The organism is Enterococcus sp. ZJ1622 (assembly GCF_011038845.1).
Classification (GTDB): Bacteria; Bacillota; Bacilli; order Lactobacillales; family Enterococcaceae; genus Enterococcus_B.
This window is the reverse complement of the sequence record NZ_JAAKDW010000010.1, coordinates 1-16,397: the sequence shown is the minus strand read 5'-3', so window position 1 is coordinate 16,397 and position 16,397 is coordinate 1. Positions and strand designations below refer to the sequence as shown.

Annotated in this window: 17 protein-coding genes and 1 pseudogene; 15 read left to right on the top strand and 3 right to left on the bottom strand. The window is 40.9% G+C overall.

Annotation, left to right across the window (positions count from 1 at the left end; all coding sequences use genetic code 11):
* Positions 1 to 70: 70 nt before the first annotated feature.
* From G7Y42_RS10385 to G7Y42_RS10375, 3 genes are all read right to left on the bottom strand, one after another.
* On the bottom strand, positions 71 to 511 hold the full coding sequence (locus tag G7Y42_RS10385) for a MarR family transcriptional regulator (protein WP_165005945.1): 441 nt from the start codon (positions 509 to 511) through the stop codon (positions 71 to 73).
* A gap of 59 nt (positions 512 to 570) precedes the next feature.
* Positions 571 to 981 carry an Ohr family peroxiredoxin gene (locus G7Y42_RS10380; protein ID WP_165005944.1) on the bottom strand — a complete coding sequence of 137 codons (411 nt, stop codon included), beginning with the start codon at positions 979 to 981 and terminating at the stop codon, positions 571 to 573.
* Between the two features lie 114 nt (positions 982 to 1,095).
* Entirely contained in the window at positions 1,096 to 1,944 is an 849-nt protein-coding gene (locus G7Y42_RS10375; protein ID WP_165005943.1) for a YitT family protein, read from the bottom strand.
* A 207-nt stretch (positions 1,945 to 2,151) separates the two neighbouring features.
* Here G7Y42_RS10375 and G7Y42_RS10370 point away from each other — a divergent pair, with 207 nt between their 5' ends.
* From G7Y42_RS10370 to G7Y42_RS10300, 15 genes and pseudogenes are all read left to right on the top strand, one after another.
* Positions 2,152 to 3,918: a glycoside hydrolase family 13 protein gene (locus G7Y42_RS10370; protein ID WP_165038188.1), complete on the top strand. Its 1,767-nt coding sequence runs from the start codon at positions 2,152 to 2,154 to the stop codon at positions 3,916 to 3,918.
* A gap of 100 nt (positions 3,919 to 4,018) precedes the next feature.
* On the top strand, positions 4,019 to 5,278 hold the full coding sequence (locus G7Y42_RS10365; RefSeq protein WP_165005941.1) for an extracellular solute-binding protein: 1,260 nt from the start codon (positions 4,019 to 4,021) through the stop codon (positions 5,276 to 5,278).
* A 189-nt stretch (positions 5,279 to 5,467) separates the two neighbouring features.
* The gene (locus tag G7Y42_RS10360; protein ID WP_165005940.1) at positions 5,468 to 6,772 is read left to right on the top strand and encodes a sugar ABC transporter permease; all 1,305 of its coding nucleotides are present in this window, start codon (positions 5,468 to 5,470) and stop codon (positions 6,770 to 6,772) included.
* A gap of 3 nt (positions 6,773 to 6,775) precedes the next feature.
* Complete coding sequence (locus G7Y42_RS10355) at positions 6,776 to 7,627, top strand: sugar ABC transporter permease (protein ID WP_165005939.1); 852 nt, start codon at positions 6,776 to 6,778, stop codon at positions 7,625 to 7,627.
* A 13-nt stretch (positions 7,628 to 7,640) separates the two neighbouring features.
* Positions 7,641 to 8,456, top strand: a complete 816-nt coding sequence (locus tag G7Y42_RS10350) for a maltodextrose utilization protein MalA (protein ID WP_165005938.1) — start codon at positions 7,641 to 7,643, stop codon at positions 8,454 to 8,456.
* Between the two features lie 149 nt (positions 8,457 to 8,605).
* Entirely contained in the window at positions 8,606 to 9,772 is a 1,167-nt protein-coding gene (locus G7Y42_RS10345) for a cyclopropane-fatty-acyl-phospholipid synthase family protein (protein ID WP_165005937.1), read from the top strand.
* Positions 9,773 to 10,001: 229 nt separating this feature from the next.
* Positions 10,002 to 10,652: a PepSY domain-containing protein gene (locus tag G7Y42_RS10340; RefSeq protein ID WP_165005936.1), complete on the top strand. Its 651-nt coding sequence runs from the start codon at positions 10,002 to 10,004 to the stop codon at positions 10,650 to 10,652.
* 84 nt (positions 10,653 to 10,736) lie between these two features.
* On the top strand, positions 10,737 to 11,681 hold the full coding sequence (locus G7Y42_RS10335; protein WP_165005935.1) for a dihydroorotate oxidase: 945 nt from the start codon (positions 10,737 to 10,739) through the stop codon (positions 11,679 to 11,681).
* Positions 11,682 to 11,889: 208 nt separating this feature from the next.
* Positions 11,890 to 13,341: an amidase gene (locus G7Y42_RS10330; protein ID WP_165005934.1), complete on the top strand. Its 1,452-nt coding sequence runs from the start codon at positions 11,890 to 11,892 to the stop codon at positions 13,339 to 13,341.
* Between the two features lie 18 nt (positions 13,342 to 13,359).
* The gene (locus G7Y42_RS10325; protein ID WP_206215460.1) at positions 13,360 to 14,202 is read left to right on the top strand and encodes a transporter substrate-binding domain-containing protein; all 843 of its coding nucleotides are present in this window, start codon (positions 13,360 to 13,362) and stop codon (positions 14,200 to 14,202) included.
* Positions 14,202 to 14,861 (top strand): amino acid ABC transporter permease, encoded by a 660-nt coding sequence (locus G7Y42_RS10320; protein WP_165005932.1) that lies wholly within the window; start codon positions 14,202 to 14,204, stop codon positions 14,859 to 14,861. Before G7Y42_RS10325 ends, G7Y42_RS10320 begins: the two co-directional genes overlap by 1 nt.
* Positions 14,862 to 15,031: 170 nt before the next feature.
* Complete coding sequence (locus tag G7Y42_RS10315) at positions 15,032 to 15,436, top strand: DUF1310 family protein (protein WP_165005931.1); 405 nt, start codon at positions 15,032 to 15,034, stop codon at positions 15,434 to 15,436.
* A complete protein-coding gene (locus G7Y42_RS10310) occupies positions 15,429 to 15,638 on the top strand; it encodes a hypothetical protein (protein WP_165005930.1) in 210 nt (69 codons plus the stop codon). The genes G7Y42_RS10315 and G7Y42_RS10310 overlap by 8 nt, the downstream gene beginning before the upstream one ends.
* Positions 15,639 to 15,661: 23 nt before the next feature.
* Positions 15,662 to 16,075 carry a DUF1310 family protein gene (locus tag G7Y42_RS10305; RefSeq protein WP_165005929.1) on the top strand — a complete coding sequence of 138 codons (414 nt, stop codon included), beginning with the start codon at positions 15,662 to 15,664 and terminating at the stop codon, positions 16,073 to 16,075.
* Positions 16,072 to 16,397, top strand: a pseudogene (locus G7Y42_RS10300) (hypothetical protein); the annotation flags it as partial. The gene G7Y42_RS10305 and the pseudogene G7Y42_RS10300, both read left to right, overlap by 4 nt.

Sequence of the window (16,397 nt, the reverse complement as noted above, 5' to 3'; positions counted from 1 at the left end):
AAAGGGACGAAAAGCCACCAAAGAATTCCTTTTGGGCTTTTTTAGCTCAAAATCGATCCTTTGGCGGCTTCTAGTCATTTGAATTTTGCTGACGGAAACGGACAAGCATTTTTTTGGTCAAAGCTTGTAAGGTTTCCAATTCTTCCTGTTCGAGAGGAAGAGAAGACATGATGGCAGCAGGAATACCTTCTGCCTGCTTCTGTAATCCCACTCCGTCATCCGTCAATGTGATGAGCAGTTTACGTTCATCGCTTGCTCCGCGAGTCCTCATGACATAATTTTTTTCTTCTAGCTTTTTCAATACGGGCGTCAGCGTCCCGGAATCTAAGCACAAAGCCTGACCTAATACTTTGACCGTCACTTGTTTCTGTTCCCACAATACTAACATCACAAGGTATTGAGTATAAGTCAGATTCAGTGGTTTGAGAAGTGGTGCATAGTGCCGAATGATTTCTTTAGAGGTGGCATACAAAGGAAAACATAACTGATTCGCTAAATACAATTCTTCCATTTTTCCACCTCCGCTCTTGTTTTACTCGTGTGTATCATAGCGGATTTTTGAAGAAATGTCTATTCGCTTACAGCTTTCAGAGTGACTTCAATATTTCCGGCAGTTGCTTTGGAATAAGGGCAGACTTTATGCGCTTCTTCCAGCAATTCCTGTGTTTCTTCTAGTGAGAGACCTTCAACGAATCCTTCGATTTCAACGCCAAGGACGAAACTCATTTCATTTTCAGCATAAAGTGAGACTTGAGCACTGATCGTTGAAGCGCCAGTGATATTTTTTTGTTGTTTGATCAATTCCAAAGCGCTATTGAAACAAGCGCTGAAACCAGCTGCAAACAATTGTTCCGGATTCGTGGCATTTTCCACACGTTTTCCTGGTGCTGCGATATTCAATTCGAAAGAACGGTCTGGATTGTGAACTTCTCCGGCACGTCCGCCTGTGTTGATCATTTTTGTCGAATACATTTTTTTCATGAAAAATCACTCCTACGATTTATATTTTATGCAATTCAATTGTACACAACCTATTTTGAGATAGCAAAAATTCGGCTTGAGTAGAGATTTGGAAAAAATATGGCGCATAGAGGATCATTCAATTGGATGATAAGTAAAACCACTTCCCAACACTTCAGCTACACTGCTCACAATGACGAAAGCAGTCGGATCGATTTCTTCGATCAGCGGTTTGACACGTGTAAATTCATGGTCGGTCACGACAATCAGCAGCACTTCTTTTGGATTACGATTATACCCGCCTTTTGCTTCCAGCAAAGTCAGCCCGCGTCCGATCTCTTTACTCAATCGTAACCGGATCTCTTCAAGCGAGTCTTCGCTCATGATCATGACTGATTTCTTTCGGTTCGTTCCCGTTTCGATATAGCTCATCACGATGGAAGTGATCGCAATCGAAAGAATCGCGTATAAAAATTCTTCAAATCCGAAAACAAATAAATTTAATGAGACGACTACAGCATCTGTAAACAATAAGCCGATAGAGGGATTCAAGTGAAAATATTTTTTGAAGATAAGCGGAGGAATGGTCGTACCGCCACTTGAAGAATTGTTTTTGTATAAGATAGCCACACCGAAAGCAAAAATCGCGCTACCGAAAATCACAGAAAGCAGACGATCAGAAGTGACCATGGTTTCTGGAACAGTGGCAATAACGAGAGGGAAAACGATGCTCCCGAATAATACTTTGAAAAACGCTTTTTTCCCTAAAAAGATCAAAGCAAGAACTAGCATAATCAGATTCAACACAAGAATGACCATTGCTCGATCGAAGCCCATCGCCGATTCAAGCAAAATACCTAGACCACTTACACCGCCAGCTGCGATATGATGGGGGCCAAGAAACATATTGATACTGATTCCAAGAATAATCAGAGCGAATATAATCTTTGAGTACGTCACAACAAATGTATTTTTTTCTTTCATTCATCCACATCCTATATTTATTTAACGTTATTATAATCATAGTATAACGTATTTTTAAGTTTAAGTTAAGTAGTTTTAACAAAAAAATTAGCTATACCTAAAATAAGGCGAAATGAATCTGTTACCGATAACATTCGATGAAAGCGTTGTCTTCGGGCGCTTTTTCTCTTATAGTGTGTTCGTAATCATAAAAAAAGGAGGAACGATATGGATACAGCAGCGATCTACCACCGTCCAGAAAGCGAATACGCCTTTTTGTATACGGAAAAAAGCTTTCGCCTGCGGTTGCGTACAAAAAAAGATGATGTAAAAAATGTCTATGTGCTGAAAGGTGATCCCTACACGATCACGACTGAACGATGGTATTTAGAAGAAAGGGCGATGGAAAAAGGACTGAGTACGACACTCCATGATTATTGGGAAATCGAAGTATCTAGCTCTACACGCCGTTTGCAATATGGCTTCCATGTAGTAGGGACCGATGGGATCGAATGTTTCTATGGCGATCAGGGGATTTTTCCTTATCGAAGGGAGGTAGTGTCTGAACCTAATTATTATTTCCGGATACCTTTTTTTCATCAGATTGATCGTTTCACCGTTCCAAAATGGGCAAAAGAAACGGTCTGGTATCAGATTTTCCCGGAGCGCTTTGCCAATGGAGATCCAATGAACGATCCGAAAGAAACATTGCCATGGGGAAGCAAGGCACCAGATCGTGATGATTTTTTTGGCGGCGATTTACAGGGAGTGATCGATCATCTAGATTATTTAACGGAATTGGGGATCACAGGAATCTATTTTTGTCCAATTTTTCAAGCAACCTCCAATCATAAATATGACACGATCGATTATTTGAAAGTTGATGTTTCTTTTGGCGACAAAACGCTTTTGAAAGAACTGATCCACCAAGCGCATCAAAGAGGGATCCGGATCATGCTGGATGCTGTATTTAATCATATGGGGGTGGATTCACCACAATGGAAAGATGTCATGGAGCATGGAGAGCAATCGGTTTATAAAGACTGGTTCCACATCCATTCCTTTCCTTTAGATACGTACCAACTGACAGACATTCCGGAAACAGCTGTAAATCTTCCTTACGATACTTTTGCATTTACGCCGATGATGCCCAAACTCAATACCGCTAATCCTGAAGTACAGGAATATCTGCTCCATATTGCCTCTTATTGGGTAGAGGAGTTCGATATCGATGGCTGGCGATTAGATGTGGCAAACGAAGTCGATCACCATTTCTGGAAAAAATTCCGGGAGACTGTCACAAAAATCAAACCGGACATCTATATTTTAGGTGAGATATGGCATTCGTCGCAGGCTTGGCTCCAAGGGGATGAATTCCATGCGGTCATGAACTACGCCTTTACAGATTCGATCAAAGACTATTTCGTGCATCAAAAAATCTCGGCTTCACAAATGATCAGTGGCATGAACCATCAGCAAATGTTATACCGCGATCAAGTCAATGAAGGGACATTCAATCTTCTTGATTCGCATGATACAGCGCGGATCCTAACCTTATGTGGAGAAAACAAACAATTGATGAAGGCAGTCATGACCTTTATGTTTCTTCAAAAAGGTGCGCCTTGTATTTATTACGGAACAGAAATCGGATTGACAGGATGGGATGATCCAGATTGCCGCAAATGTATGGTCTGGGAACAAGAGGAACAAGATTTAGAATTGCTTGACTTCATGAAAGAACTGATTTCTTTGCGAAAAAGACTCCAGTCATTCGTGACAGAAGGAAAAACAGAGTGGGAAATGATCGACGATGAAAAGAATCAGCTCGCTTTTGTTATTAAATGGAACCGTCAGACCATCCATGCTTATTTCAATTTGTCAGAAGAACCCTATCTGATCGAACAAGGATCGGATCCACTTTTCAGCCAGCAATGCCAACTACTGGAAGATGGAAAAGCAGAATTGAAGAAACACGGATTTTTGATCACTTGTTAAAAACTGTTACCGGTAACAGCAGGTAAGCGCTTGCAAAGATAAATTCAATAACAGTATAATTGATTCGAAACAGCAAGATAAAGAGCAGGAGGAAGCGAAAATGAATGTAAAAAGTGTGAAGAAGATCGGATTGGGTCTACTTTCTTTAGGTATCCTTGGAGGGTTAACTGCTTGTGGAAACGGTAGTTCAGCATCTGACAGCAACAAAGAAGACGGAAAAACATTAACCGTCTCCGTCGACCCGGGTTACAAAGATTATGTAAATGAGATAAAAGAAACGTTTGAAAAAGACAACGATGTGAAGATCAAGCTTATAGAAAAAGACATGTTCGATCAATTGGAATCCTTAGCACTCGATGGACCAGCAGGAAAAGGCCCGGATGTGATGATGTCTGCCTATGACCGAATCGGAGCACTTGGACAGCAGGGCCATCTGGCAGAAGTAAAACTAGGTAATGAAGCAGATTATGATGAAACAGACAAGGCACAGGTCACGTATGAAGGAAAAGTCTATGGAGAACCTGCAGTTATAGAAACACTTGTTTTGTATTACAACAAAGACCTAGTCGATGCTGCACCGGCTACATTTAAAGATTTAGAGAATCTTGCCAAAGATCCCCGTTTTGCATTTGATTCTGAAACAGGAAAAAATACCGGTTTCTTAGCCAAATGGACTGATTTCTATTATTCTTACGGTTTATTGTCCGGTTATGGCGGCTATGTATTTGGCGAGGATGGAACAGATCCGTCAGATATCGGGTTGAACAACCAAGGCGCTGTCGAAGGCATTTCGTATGCGACAGACTGGTTCCAAAATGTCTGGCCAAAAGGGATGCAGGATATAAAAAGTGCTGGGGATTTTGTCAGTCAGCAATTCATGTCAGATAAAGCAGCTGCAATCATCGATGGTCCATGGCAGGCCCAAACCTATAAAGAGAACGATATCAACTATGGTGTAGCAAAGATCCCGACTTTAAACAACGGGGAATCTTACCAGCCATTTGGCGGAGGAAAAGGCTGGGTAGTCAGCAATTATTCCAAAAACAAAGAAGTAGCACAAAAATGGCTAGATTATGTGACAAACCAAGAAAATCAAGAAAAATTCTTTGAAATGGTCAATGAAATCCCGGCAAACCAAAAAGCTCGAGAAACAGCTAAAGCAAAAAATGACGAACTGACCACTGCCGTCATCGAGCAATATGAAACAGCACAAGCAATGCCGAACATCCCAGAAATGGGCGAAGTGTGGACAGGAGCAGAAAACCTGATGTTCGATGCTGCATCTGGATCGAAAACACCAAAAGAATCTGCTGACGCGGCAGTAAAAACGATCCATGAAGCAATCGAACAAAAATATTAAGCAACCAACGAAGTAAGCATTTTCTAACAATAAATCTCAGGAAAATGCACTTCGAAGTCAGAAAAACGTAAAAAACGTAGATGAAACATACCTGAGCAAAGGGACTGCGGTGAAGTACGAGATCGTATAGATAAGTAATGAATTCTTGTCGCAGTTTCTTTGTTCCAGGTTAGATTAGGGGGAGTTATCATGCAGCATTCCGGAACATCCAGTAACGTTAATGTCAGAAAAACGACACTTTATTCTCTTGTCCCAGGAATGGGGCAATTTGCTAACGGTCAGCCATTCAAAGGACTTGTTTTCTTCAGTATCTTTCTTGTATTTCTCATCCAGATGGCATTAGGTGGTCTTCGTTCTCTGATCGGACTCGTGACATTGGGGAGTATCCCAATGGAAGACCATTCGTTGTTTATTCTGATTCAAGGCACCTTACAATTGATCATCACGATCATTTTTCTGATTTTTTACGGGCTGAACCTTCTAGACGCCAAGCGTGTCGCAGTCATGCGTAAAGATGGCAAAACAATCAATCGAACAATGAAGGAAGTATTACATAACGTCGGCGATGAAGGATTTCCTTATCTGCTGACCCTTCCGGCATATCTATTAATGGTTTTTACGATTATTTTCCCAGTACTGGTCACCTTGTTCACTGCCTTCACTAATTACGATTTCAACCATATCCCGCCGGCCAGCTTGATCGATTGGGTCGGAACCAAGAACTTTTTCAGTATTTTCTTTTTGAGCTCCTATCGGAATACCTTTTTCGCTGTATTCTCATGGACGGTGATCTGGACCTTATGCGCGACTACACTTCAAATCACTCTAGGCATATTCACAGCTGTGATCGCCCATCAGAAGTTCATCAAATTCCGACGTATCTTCGGTATTATCTTTCTTTTGCCTTGGGCAGTTCCTGCATTTATCACGATCATGAGCTTCTCGAATATTTTCAATGATAGTGTAGGTGCGATCAATACCCAAGTGATTCCTTTCCTGAACCATCTTCCTTTTATCGACATCAGTGCGATTTCTTGGAAGACAGACCCTAATTGGACGAAAGTAGCCATTATTTTGGTGCAAGGCTGGTTAGGATTCCCTTATATCTATGTCATGGTTACTGGTATTTTACAATCGATTTCAGAGGATCTGTACGAAGCAGCAAAAATCGACGGTGCGAATGCTTGGCAGCGATTCTCAAATATTACACTTCCAGCTGTTTTTCTTGTTGCAGCACCAACTTTCATTACTCAGTATACGGGCAATTTCAATAATTTTTCGATGATCTATCTTTTCAACAATGGCGGTCCAGGCAGCGTTGGCGGGGGCGCAGGCTCAACAGATATATTGATCTCATGGATCTATAAATTGACGACAGGGACTTCGCCTCAATATTCCATGGCTTCAGCCATCACGTTGATCATCTCTGCTATTGTGATTTGTGTTTCTTTACTTGTCTTCAAAAAGACTAAGGCATTCAATATGGAGGATTAGCCGATGAAAAAAATCAATACAAGTGCACGTTTCCAGAAACGTGTCGCTCATTTCTTTACGTATGTATTTTTATTGCTGTTGTCAGTCATTATCATTTATCCGCTGCTGATCACAGCAAGTACTGCATTCAAATCCGGTAATATCGCTGCATTCAGCCTAGATTTTTCTAGTGACTGGACGATGGATAATTTTACGCGGCTATTCAGTGAGACTCTCTATGGCACTTGGTACAAAAACACCTTGATTATTTCAGTATTGACGATGATCGTTCAAGTAACAGTAGTGACTTTGGCTGGTTATACGTACAGTCGTTATCGTTTTATTGGACGAAAATCCAGTTTGATGTTCTTTTTAGTGATCCAGATGGTGCCAACGATGGCGGCTCTGACAGCCTTTTATGTCATGGCTTTTTTACTTGATGCCTTAGACAAATACTGGTTTTTGACGATGATCTACATCGGTGGCGGCATACCGATGAATACATGGCTGATGAAAGGATATTTCGATACAGTGCCGATCGACTTGGATGAATCGGCAAAGTTGGATGGTGCCGGTCATTTGAGGATTTTTCTACAAATCGTCTTGCCACTTGTCAAACCAATGATCGCTGTTCAGGCATTATGGGCATTCATGGGGCCATTCGGTGATTTCATGCTGGCAAAATTCCTCTTGCGCACACCGGAAAATCAAACGGTTGCGGTAGGGTTGCAGACATTTATTTCGGATGTAACGAATCAGCGAGTTTCCCTTTTTGCAGCAGGAGCGATCCTGATTGCTTTACCGATTTGTCTGTTATTCTTCTTTTTACAAAAAAACTTTGTTACCGGCTTGACTTCTGGCGGGACAAAAGGATAGGAGCATAAAAAAGATGCAGCCATTCCCATTGAATTACTTCGCAAGTCTAAGTACACCTGTACGTTTGTTTTCAGGAAGAAAACAGCTTTCTTGGCCGAAATTCTGTTTGATTTTTCTGTTTTTGGTTTCGCTGATGGTCATGCCTGTCACGCTTTATTACAGTCATCAGCTAGATTCGATCCCAATCGAGCAGTTCCTTTCTGTCGATCGTCTGATCGATCAAAAAGGAGTCGAACAATTCGCTAAGATCCAAGTCATCGATGGACAGACCCAGGAAGAAAAGAGGATATTAGCGGACAACGCCGACTTGGTGATTGGAGTAGATTTATCTAAAGGTGAGCAAAAAAAGCGGGACGCATTCATCAATTTCGAGAAAAAACAATGGACTATCCAACAAAAAGAAGGGGAGGACGTACGACGTTACACGATGAATTATCATCCGTCTTTCATCCCGTCTTCTGTCACTTCACCTGAACAGTTCGCAAGTTTTTTGGAAAAAGAATTTTATGCGAGCAATCGACCGATGATCATTTTGTCCTATAGTCTGAGTTTCGGTATCCTTTTGTTTCTAATGACTGCTTTGCTTTTGTTTGGCGCTGCGTTTTTCTTGTGGCTGACGAGGAAAAGCCGTTTTTCATCAATCCGTTCGTTCAAAGAAAGTGCGGTGCTCATGCTGAATATACTCGGTGTTGGTTCGATCATTGCAACGATTTTCGGTTTGATCCATTTTGATCTAGTGATGATGTTAGGTATCCAGTCGGTTATTTCTGTCTTGTTGCTGTTATGGATCTTCGCAAAAACTGGTTTCAAGGATGAGCGTATCTCCTGACATAAAAACAGGTTTTATGAGACAATTGACGTGAAAAATGAAAAAATAGAGTGTTTTTTGAAAAATTTCTGAAAAAAACAAACTTCTTAGTTGATTCTTTTGATTTTTAGTATTAACGTAATAAGGTAGTTTTTTTAAGGAGGAAAATCATGTTAGAGAAAACTTTATACAATCAATTATTTTCACGTTCTTTCTCACTGCCTGTCGAAGTCAGCTATTGGGACGGTACCACAAAACAATACGGAGATACCGACAATCCTCCCCAAATCAAAATCAATATCCATGAAGAAATCCCTATGAAAGAGATTACAAGTAATGCTTCACTTGCTTTAGGCGAAGCTTACATGGATCATCGTATCGAGATCGAGGGAAGTATCCAGGCGCTTATCAATGATGCTTATCAACAGGCAAACAGCTTTTTGAGAGGAAAAGATTATCTGAAATGGCTGCCTAAGAAAGAAAAACATACCAAACAACAAAACAAAGAAGATATCCATGCGCATTATGACTTGGGTAATGATTTTTACAAACTTTGGCTAGACCCAACGTTGACTTATTCTTGTGCCTACTTCAAAACACCGGAAGATACACTGGAACAAGCACAAATCAATAAAGTCCATCACATCCTAGACAAACTATTCATCAAAGAAGGCGAAAGTTTGCTTGATATCGGATGCGGATGGGGCACACTGATGTTTACAGCTGTTAAGGAATACAATGTCAAAGCTACAGGGATCACATTGAGCGAAGAACAGTATGATCTTATCAGCAAAAAAATCAAAGAAGAACACCTAGAAGACAAATGCCGTGTCTTATTGATGGACTATCGTGAACTAAAAGGGGAAACATTCGACCACATCACCAGTGTGGGGATGTTCGAACATGTCGGTTCAGATAATCTGGAAGGCTATTTCAAAGTTGTCAAAGATTTACTGAATCCTAAAGGGACTGCATTGATCCACGGTATCAGCCGTCAACAAGGCGGAGCAACGAATGCATGGATCAATAAATACATTTTCCTTGGCGGTTATGTTCCTGGTGTCACTGAATTAGTGGACAATATTACTAAAAACGATCTGCAATTGATCGATCTGGAAAGCTTGCGTCGCGATTACCAGTTGACTTTGGAACACTGGACGGAAAACTTCCATAAAGTACAAGAAGAAGTGACCAAAGAGATGGGGGATTCGTTCTACCGAATGTGGGACTTATACCTACAAGCTTGTGCTGCTTCATTTGAATCAAGCAATATCGATGTGATCCAGTATCTGTTGGTCCAACCTGGAAATAATGAAATCCCAATGCACAGAGCTTAAAGCGATAAAGTAAAACAACACAAACTGAATAGATGAGAAAAGTGTAAACTGTAGGGCGTTCCAAAAATCAAAAACCCTGATTTTGGAACGTCTTTTTTTGTTTCTCCGAATCTGTTCGACATATGACTGACGTTCTTTTATCTATTAGATGACAAAGTTTTTCAACTCCGTTATACTTATAAATGAAAAAGAAAGAAAAGAATTTTGCATGAAAGGAAGTAAGAAAATTATGAAAAAAACCGTTATTTATTCTAGTCTATTCGCAGCATTGTTCCTCGCTGCCTGTCAATCAAACCAAACCCAAAACGAAGAGGCTCCAGCTCCTTCCAGCAGCCAGACAAGTGCTTCAGAAAGTCAGTCTTCTTCTGCTCAGTCAGCTTCAAGTTCCAATGACCAATCACAGAATAGCTCTAGTACTTCTGCGACAAGCTCTGACATCAAAGTGTCTGCTGAGCGTGCGATCCAGTTATTCAAAGAGAAATATTCCGATACGGCGATCACTAGCTTGGAATTGGATAGCGATTGGGGAAGCTATTATTACAAAGTAGAAGGTGTAGATAATCAGAACGAATACAAAGCAAAAATCGATGCCAATAATGAAAAAATGGAAACAGAAGCACCTGAGACATTGGATCAGGATGAGCAGAACGGACAAAAGAAAAAAGAAGATGGCCTGGATACAGATAAACTGATCAGCATAGAAGAAGCTGGAAAGATCGCCGTAGACAAAGTAGGGAACGGAACCGCCACAGATTGGGATCTCGATAAAGATCTTGGTACGACATACTGGGAAGTCAAAGTGAAAAACGGCAATCAAGCAACAAAAGTCAAAATCAACAGTCAGTCAGGAGAAGTTTTATCTACGGAACAAGATGACTAACGTTCGACTAAGTCAGAGAGAAGTTGCTTTTTTCATCAGACATGATACACTAGATAAAATAACTTATCATAAGGAGCGATTATCTTGAGTTTAGAAACCACTTTTTCCAATCACGTCTTTGCCAACCCGTTTATGAATGCTTCGGGCGTCCACTGTATGTCTGTTCGCGAATTAGATGAAATGGCCCAGTCCGAAGCCGGGGCATTTATTACAAAAAGCTGCACGATCAACGAACGCTCTGGTAATCCCGAGCCACGTTATTATGACGTTCCGCTAGGTAGTATCAATTCAATGGGACTGCCAAATCGAGGATTTTCTTATTATCTGGATTATGCACTGGAGTATGAAAAACAAAATGCGGGCGACCAGCCTTTGTTCTTCTCGATTGCTGGGATGAGCGGTGAAGAAAATCTGGAAATGCTCCAAATGATTGAAAAAAGTGAGTTTCAAGGGATAACTGAACTGAATCTTTCTTGTCCTAACGTCCCGGGGAAACCGCAATTGGCTTATGATTTCGAAGCAACAGAAAACTTGCTGGAACAGGTCTTCGACACCTTCACGAAACCTTTAGGGATCAAGCTGCCTCCTTATTTCGACTTTGCTCATTTTGATCAGATGGCTACGATCTTGAACCGTTTCCCGCTCACATATGTCAACTCGATCAACAGTGTAGGGAATGGGCTCTATATCGATACCGAAAAAGAATCTGTTGTCATCAAACCGAAAGAAGGCTTTGGCGGATTGGGCGGAGAATACGTCAAACCGACTGCATTAGCTAATGTTCGAGCCTTCTACACAAGACTGAATCCTGAAATCAAAATCATTGGTACTGGAGGAATACGTACAGGCCAAGATGCATTCGAACACTTGCTTTGTGGAGCGAGCATGTTGCAGATCGGAACAGAACTGCATAAAGAAGGGCCAAGTATCTTTAACCGAATCACGAAAGAATTGGAACAAATCATGCAGAGAAAAGGTTATACATCAATTGACGAGTTTCGTGGAAAATTGCGTACGATCGAAGCGTGAAAGCGTGGTCGTGACAGAAGCGGAAAGTTTCAAGAAAATAAGAGATGATTTCCGGTGGATCACTGTTTATTCAATAAGAGGAGGTGTGACAAGTCTTTGTCACGTCTCTTTTTTTAAAAAAACGCTTGTCTGTTTATTTATATGCAAGCGTATCCATTGTGTGATAAACTAATCTATGGCAAAATAACGGAGGCAAAAGGAGGAAATGATGAAAGACGGAATTGAATTAGCGAACGAATTAAGAGAAAAGAAAATCAGCTTTCAAGAATTACTGACAGAGATAGAAAGGAAGGTCAAGAAAAAAAATCCAACTTTGAACGCCCTTGTATCTTTTGATCCAGCACAAGCGCAAGTAGCATACGAAAAAGTAGCTCGGCAACAAAAATCACCATTGTCTGGCGTTTTGTTCCCCTTAAAAATGCTTGGACAGGAAAAAAAGGGATGGTCTGCGACATCTGGCTCCCGATTGTTCAAGGATCATCTTGCAGCAAATGATTCGACCTATGTCCAGCAAGCAGAAAAAATCGGACTGATTCCGCTAGGTCAGACGAATGCCCCAGAATTCGGATTCAAAAATATTACAGATCCTGTTCTTTATGGTACAGCACGAAACCCATGGAATCCAGACTATTCTCCTGGTGGTTCAAGCGGAGGAGCAGCAGCCGTTGTCGCTTCAGGCATTTTTCCATTAGCAGGAGCCAGTGATGGAGGAGGTTCTATCCGTATCCCAGCTTCTTTTTGCGGACTGATTGGTCTGAAACCTTCCAGAGGGACCATGCCAGTAGGACCTTACGCTTTTCGAGGCTGGCAAGGAGCGTCCATCGATTTTGGCCTGACTCTTTCGATGCGAGATACAGAAGCATTGTTTTATGGTATGCGTGGTATCCATTCAGGAGCGCCATATCAGTCTGCCCCAGCTGAGTGGAAAAAACATCCGGAGAAGAAGCGACTGAAAATCGCTGTTTGCATCGATTCACCGATCGGCTCGAAAATCAGTGAAGAAGCCCGTCTAGCCGTAAGAAACGCCGTTGCATTTTTAGCAAATGAAGGCCACGAACTGATCGAGATAAATTATCCGGTAAACGGAAGAGAATTGATCCATTCTTATTATCAGATGAACGGAGCTGAAACAGCGGCAATGATTGCTTCGATCGAAAATGATTTGAATCGAAGTATACGGCAAGATGAATTGGAACCGATCTCTTGGACGTTGCTGCAATATGGAAAAAAACTATCTGCAGCCACTTATATCCATTCTCTGCAGCTGTGGGACCAAGCAGCCGTCACGATGGAAGAGCTGTTCCAAGAAATCGATTTGTTTCTTTCGCCTACAACTGCTTTTTCTGCACCCAAAATCACTGCGGATCTGCAAAATTATCAAATCCGAACACAAATGGAACACATCATCGAGTTTTCTGAAAAACAGTCTCTCGAGGTTGTTTCATCTATGTTTGAAGAAAGTCTACAACTCACGCCATATACGCAGTTAGCCAATTTAACAGGACAGCCGGCTATTAGTCTTCCCACCCATTTGACGAAAGAAGGACTGCCTTTGGGGATTCAATTTATGGCAGCAAGAGGAAGAGAAGATCTGCTTTTTCAAGTCGGACATCTATTTGAACAAAAACAACAATTTCACTTACCCGAAGACAAGGGCTAGTGGACACGGAGGAAAATGATGAAGAAAAAAAATCTATTTATTTTTATATCGAGCCTATTGATGGTCGTGCTATTATCCGCCTGCCATGCCGCTTCAGCTAGTCAAGAAGACAACAGCTGGCGGAATGTCAAGGAAAAAAAGGAACTTGTCGTTGCTACCTCGGGCACCTTGTTTCCTGCATCTTATTATAACGATCAGAACCAATTGGTAGGGTACGATGTCGATATCGCAAAAGAAGTAGCGAAGCGTTTAGGTGTAAATCTTTCATTCAAAGAATACAATGTAGATGGTCAGATTACATCTGTATCCAAACAAGAAGCTGACTTTGCTGCAAATGATTTCGGTATCATAAAAGAAAGAGAGAAAAAATTTTCCCTTTCAGAACCATTCAAATATTCTTTTGACAGTATGATCGTCCGGCAAAAAGACGATTCAGGTATCCATTCGCTAGAAGATCTAAAAGATAAAAAGGCAGCAGGGGAACCAAATACGAGCTATATGCGCTTGGCAGAAAAATACGGCGCCAAACTCGTCACTTATGACAATGCGACCAACGACCAGTACTTGACAGATGTCGCGAACGGACGGACAGATGTCATTTTGAATGATTATTATCTACAAAAAATGTCGGTTGCGGCGTTACCTAATATTCCTGTAAAGATCCTGGAAAACGTCTACTTCAATGAAAATCATAGCGGGTTTTTATTCAAAAAAGGGCATGATGAACTAAAAAACAAAGTAGACCAGATCTTAAAGGAAATGAAGGAAGACGGAACGATGAAAAAAATCTCAGAAACTTACTTCCAGACGGATGTTTCTGTGAAGCCAAAAGAAAAAATCATTGAAACGGTGGAAGAATAATGTATCTGCCAGTAATTGATTTCTCATTGATGTGGTCGTCCTTGCCATTTGTTCTGCAAGGATTAGCTTACACTCTGGGAATCGGTATTTCATCATTCATATTAGGCAATCTGCTAGGCATCGTATTGACTGTTTTAGGGTTGGTCAAGTGGTTGCCCTTGAATCTGCTAGTCCGGCTGTACTTGTCGTTTTTTCGCGGCGTCCCTGCACTTGTGTTATTATTTCTTTTATATTTCGGGTTACCTTACCAATTAAGTGCACTTACAGCGGCGATCATCTGTTTTACGATCAGTAGCAGTGCATTTATCGGAGAAATCTATCGCGGCTCATTAGCGGGGGTTTCTCAAGGGCAGTGGGAAGCTGGATTAGCTTCAGGTTTTTCTTTTCTAGGTGTTTTGAGACATATTGTTTTACCTCAGGCTTTTCGTATTTCTATCCCAGCACTCAGCAATGTAGCGATGGATCTTATCAAAGGCACTTCATTGGCTGCAACTATCACTGTCCCAGAAATCTTCCAAAAGGCAAAGATCGTTGGCGGACGGACTTTCGATTATTTTTCATTGTATATTTTGGTCGCATTGATCTATTGGGGGATATGTATCGGTATCGAAAAACTGCAGAAATACCTAGAAAAGCGTTCAGCTCATCAAGCTATCTGACTACTGTCAGTCCATTCAAGCAAAAAAGAAGCGTTTCGGCGTTTCTTTTTTTGCTTTTTTCTTATTTATTCATATAATTTCATAAAATAACATCAGAAATTCCTTTTTTGCTCTATTGTTCAAATTTTGATTGTGATAAACTCAACATAAAAGATAAAAAGGAGCCCAGCGTGAAAAAGAAAAAATGGTGGCTGATCCCACTGATCGGCGTACTCATACTTTTAGGGATAGGAGGAAAACTAGTGATAGACAAGCAAAACAAAGCAGAAAAGCTACATGAAGAAATGGTCAAAGTCGTAAAAAGTGAGGAGGCAAAACAGGAATTCCAAGAGGTATGTAAAAATTTAGATTCAAGAGCATTTATGTCTGGCGGATTAATCCAAACTTATAAAATTGATTATACTACTGTGAGACATAATCCAATGGGCGGAATTAACGTAGTGCTAATAATTAATAATAATGGAGAATTAACCATAGAATATACTCTTAATAAAAACAATGGAAAACTGGAAGCTGGCGGAATTAGTTATTCTGGAAAATTAGCTGAGCTATTGGTGGTAAATCATAATGAATGATAAACAAAAAGTAGAGTTAGCTAATAAAGAGTACGATAATTTAAAAATAAAAAATAAAATAGATATAGACAAGGGAACCTTATCAATCGGCTACGTCTCCCAAGTCATCAACAAGCCCTCCGGCGAACAATCTTTTGTCATCACCCACACGGACCACTTCGTTTCTCCAGTTGCGCCCCTGCCGGAAAGACGAGCGAGATAAATCAAACTAAAAAGGAGTCCAGCGTGAAAAAGAAAAAATGGTGGCTGATCCCATTGATCGGCGTACTCATACTTTTAGGGATAGGAGGAAAACTAATGATAGACAAGCAAAACAAAGCAGAAAAGCTACAAGAAGAAATGATCAAAGTCGTAAAAAGTGAGGAGGCAAAACAGGTCTTTGAAGAAGGTTTGAAGAACTTGGACTCCAAAGCACTGACCCCAGAAGGAGTGATACGAACTTATGAAATCGATTACGACAGTATAGAAAATAATCCGATGGGTGGGATAAATGGGAAATTTATTGTAAATAAGGATAAAGACTTAATCGTCCTTTTCCGTTTAGATAAAGACAATAATGGTAAATTTTCTAGTAAATATGTAATCTCAGGTAATTCTGGAGAATTAGGTAAAATGCTACGGGAGGAGAATAATAGGTGAGTCTACGTTATTATAGTGATAAAGAACATGTAGAGATTGCGGCGAAAGAGTATGAAGATTGGAAATTAGGATACGGAGTATATCTTGAAGATGGTAAATTTTTAGGGATTATCTCCCAAGTCATCAACAAGCCCTCCGGCGAACAGTCTTTTGTCATCACCCACACGGACCGTTTCGTTTCTCAGGTTGCGCCTTTGCCGGAAAGACTGGCAGTCAAAGAAGTAACGGTGCTTTACCGCGGTTCGACAGGTGTAGATAACATCAAGGGACAAAGTGGCGATGTGTGGCAAGACTGGGTCGTCAACAATGTGGACATTGCCCG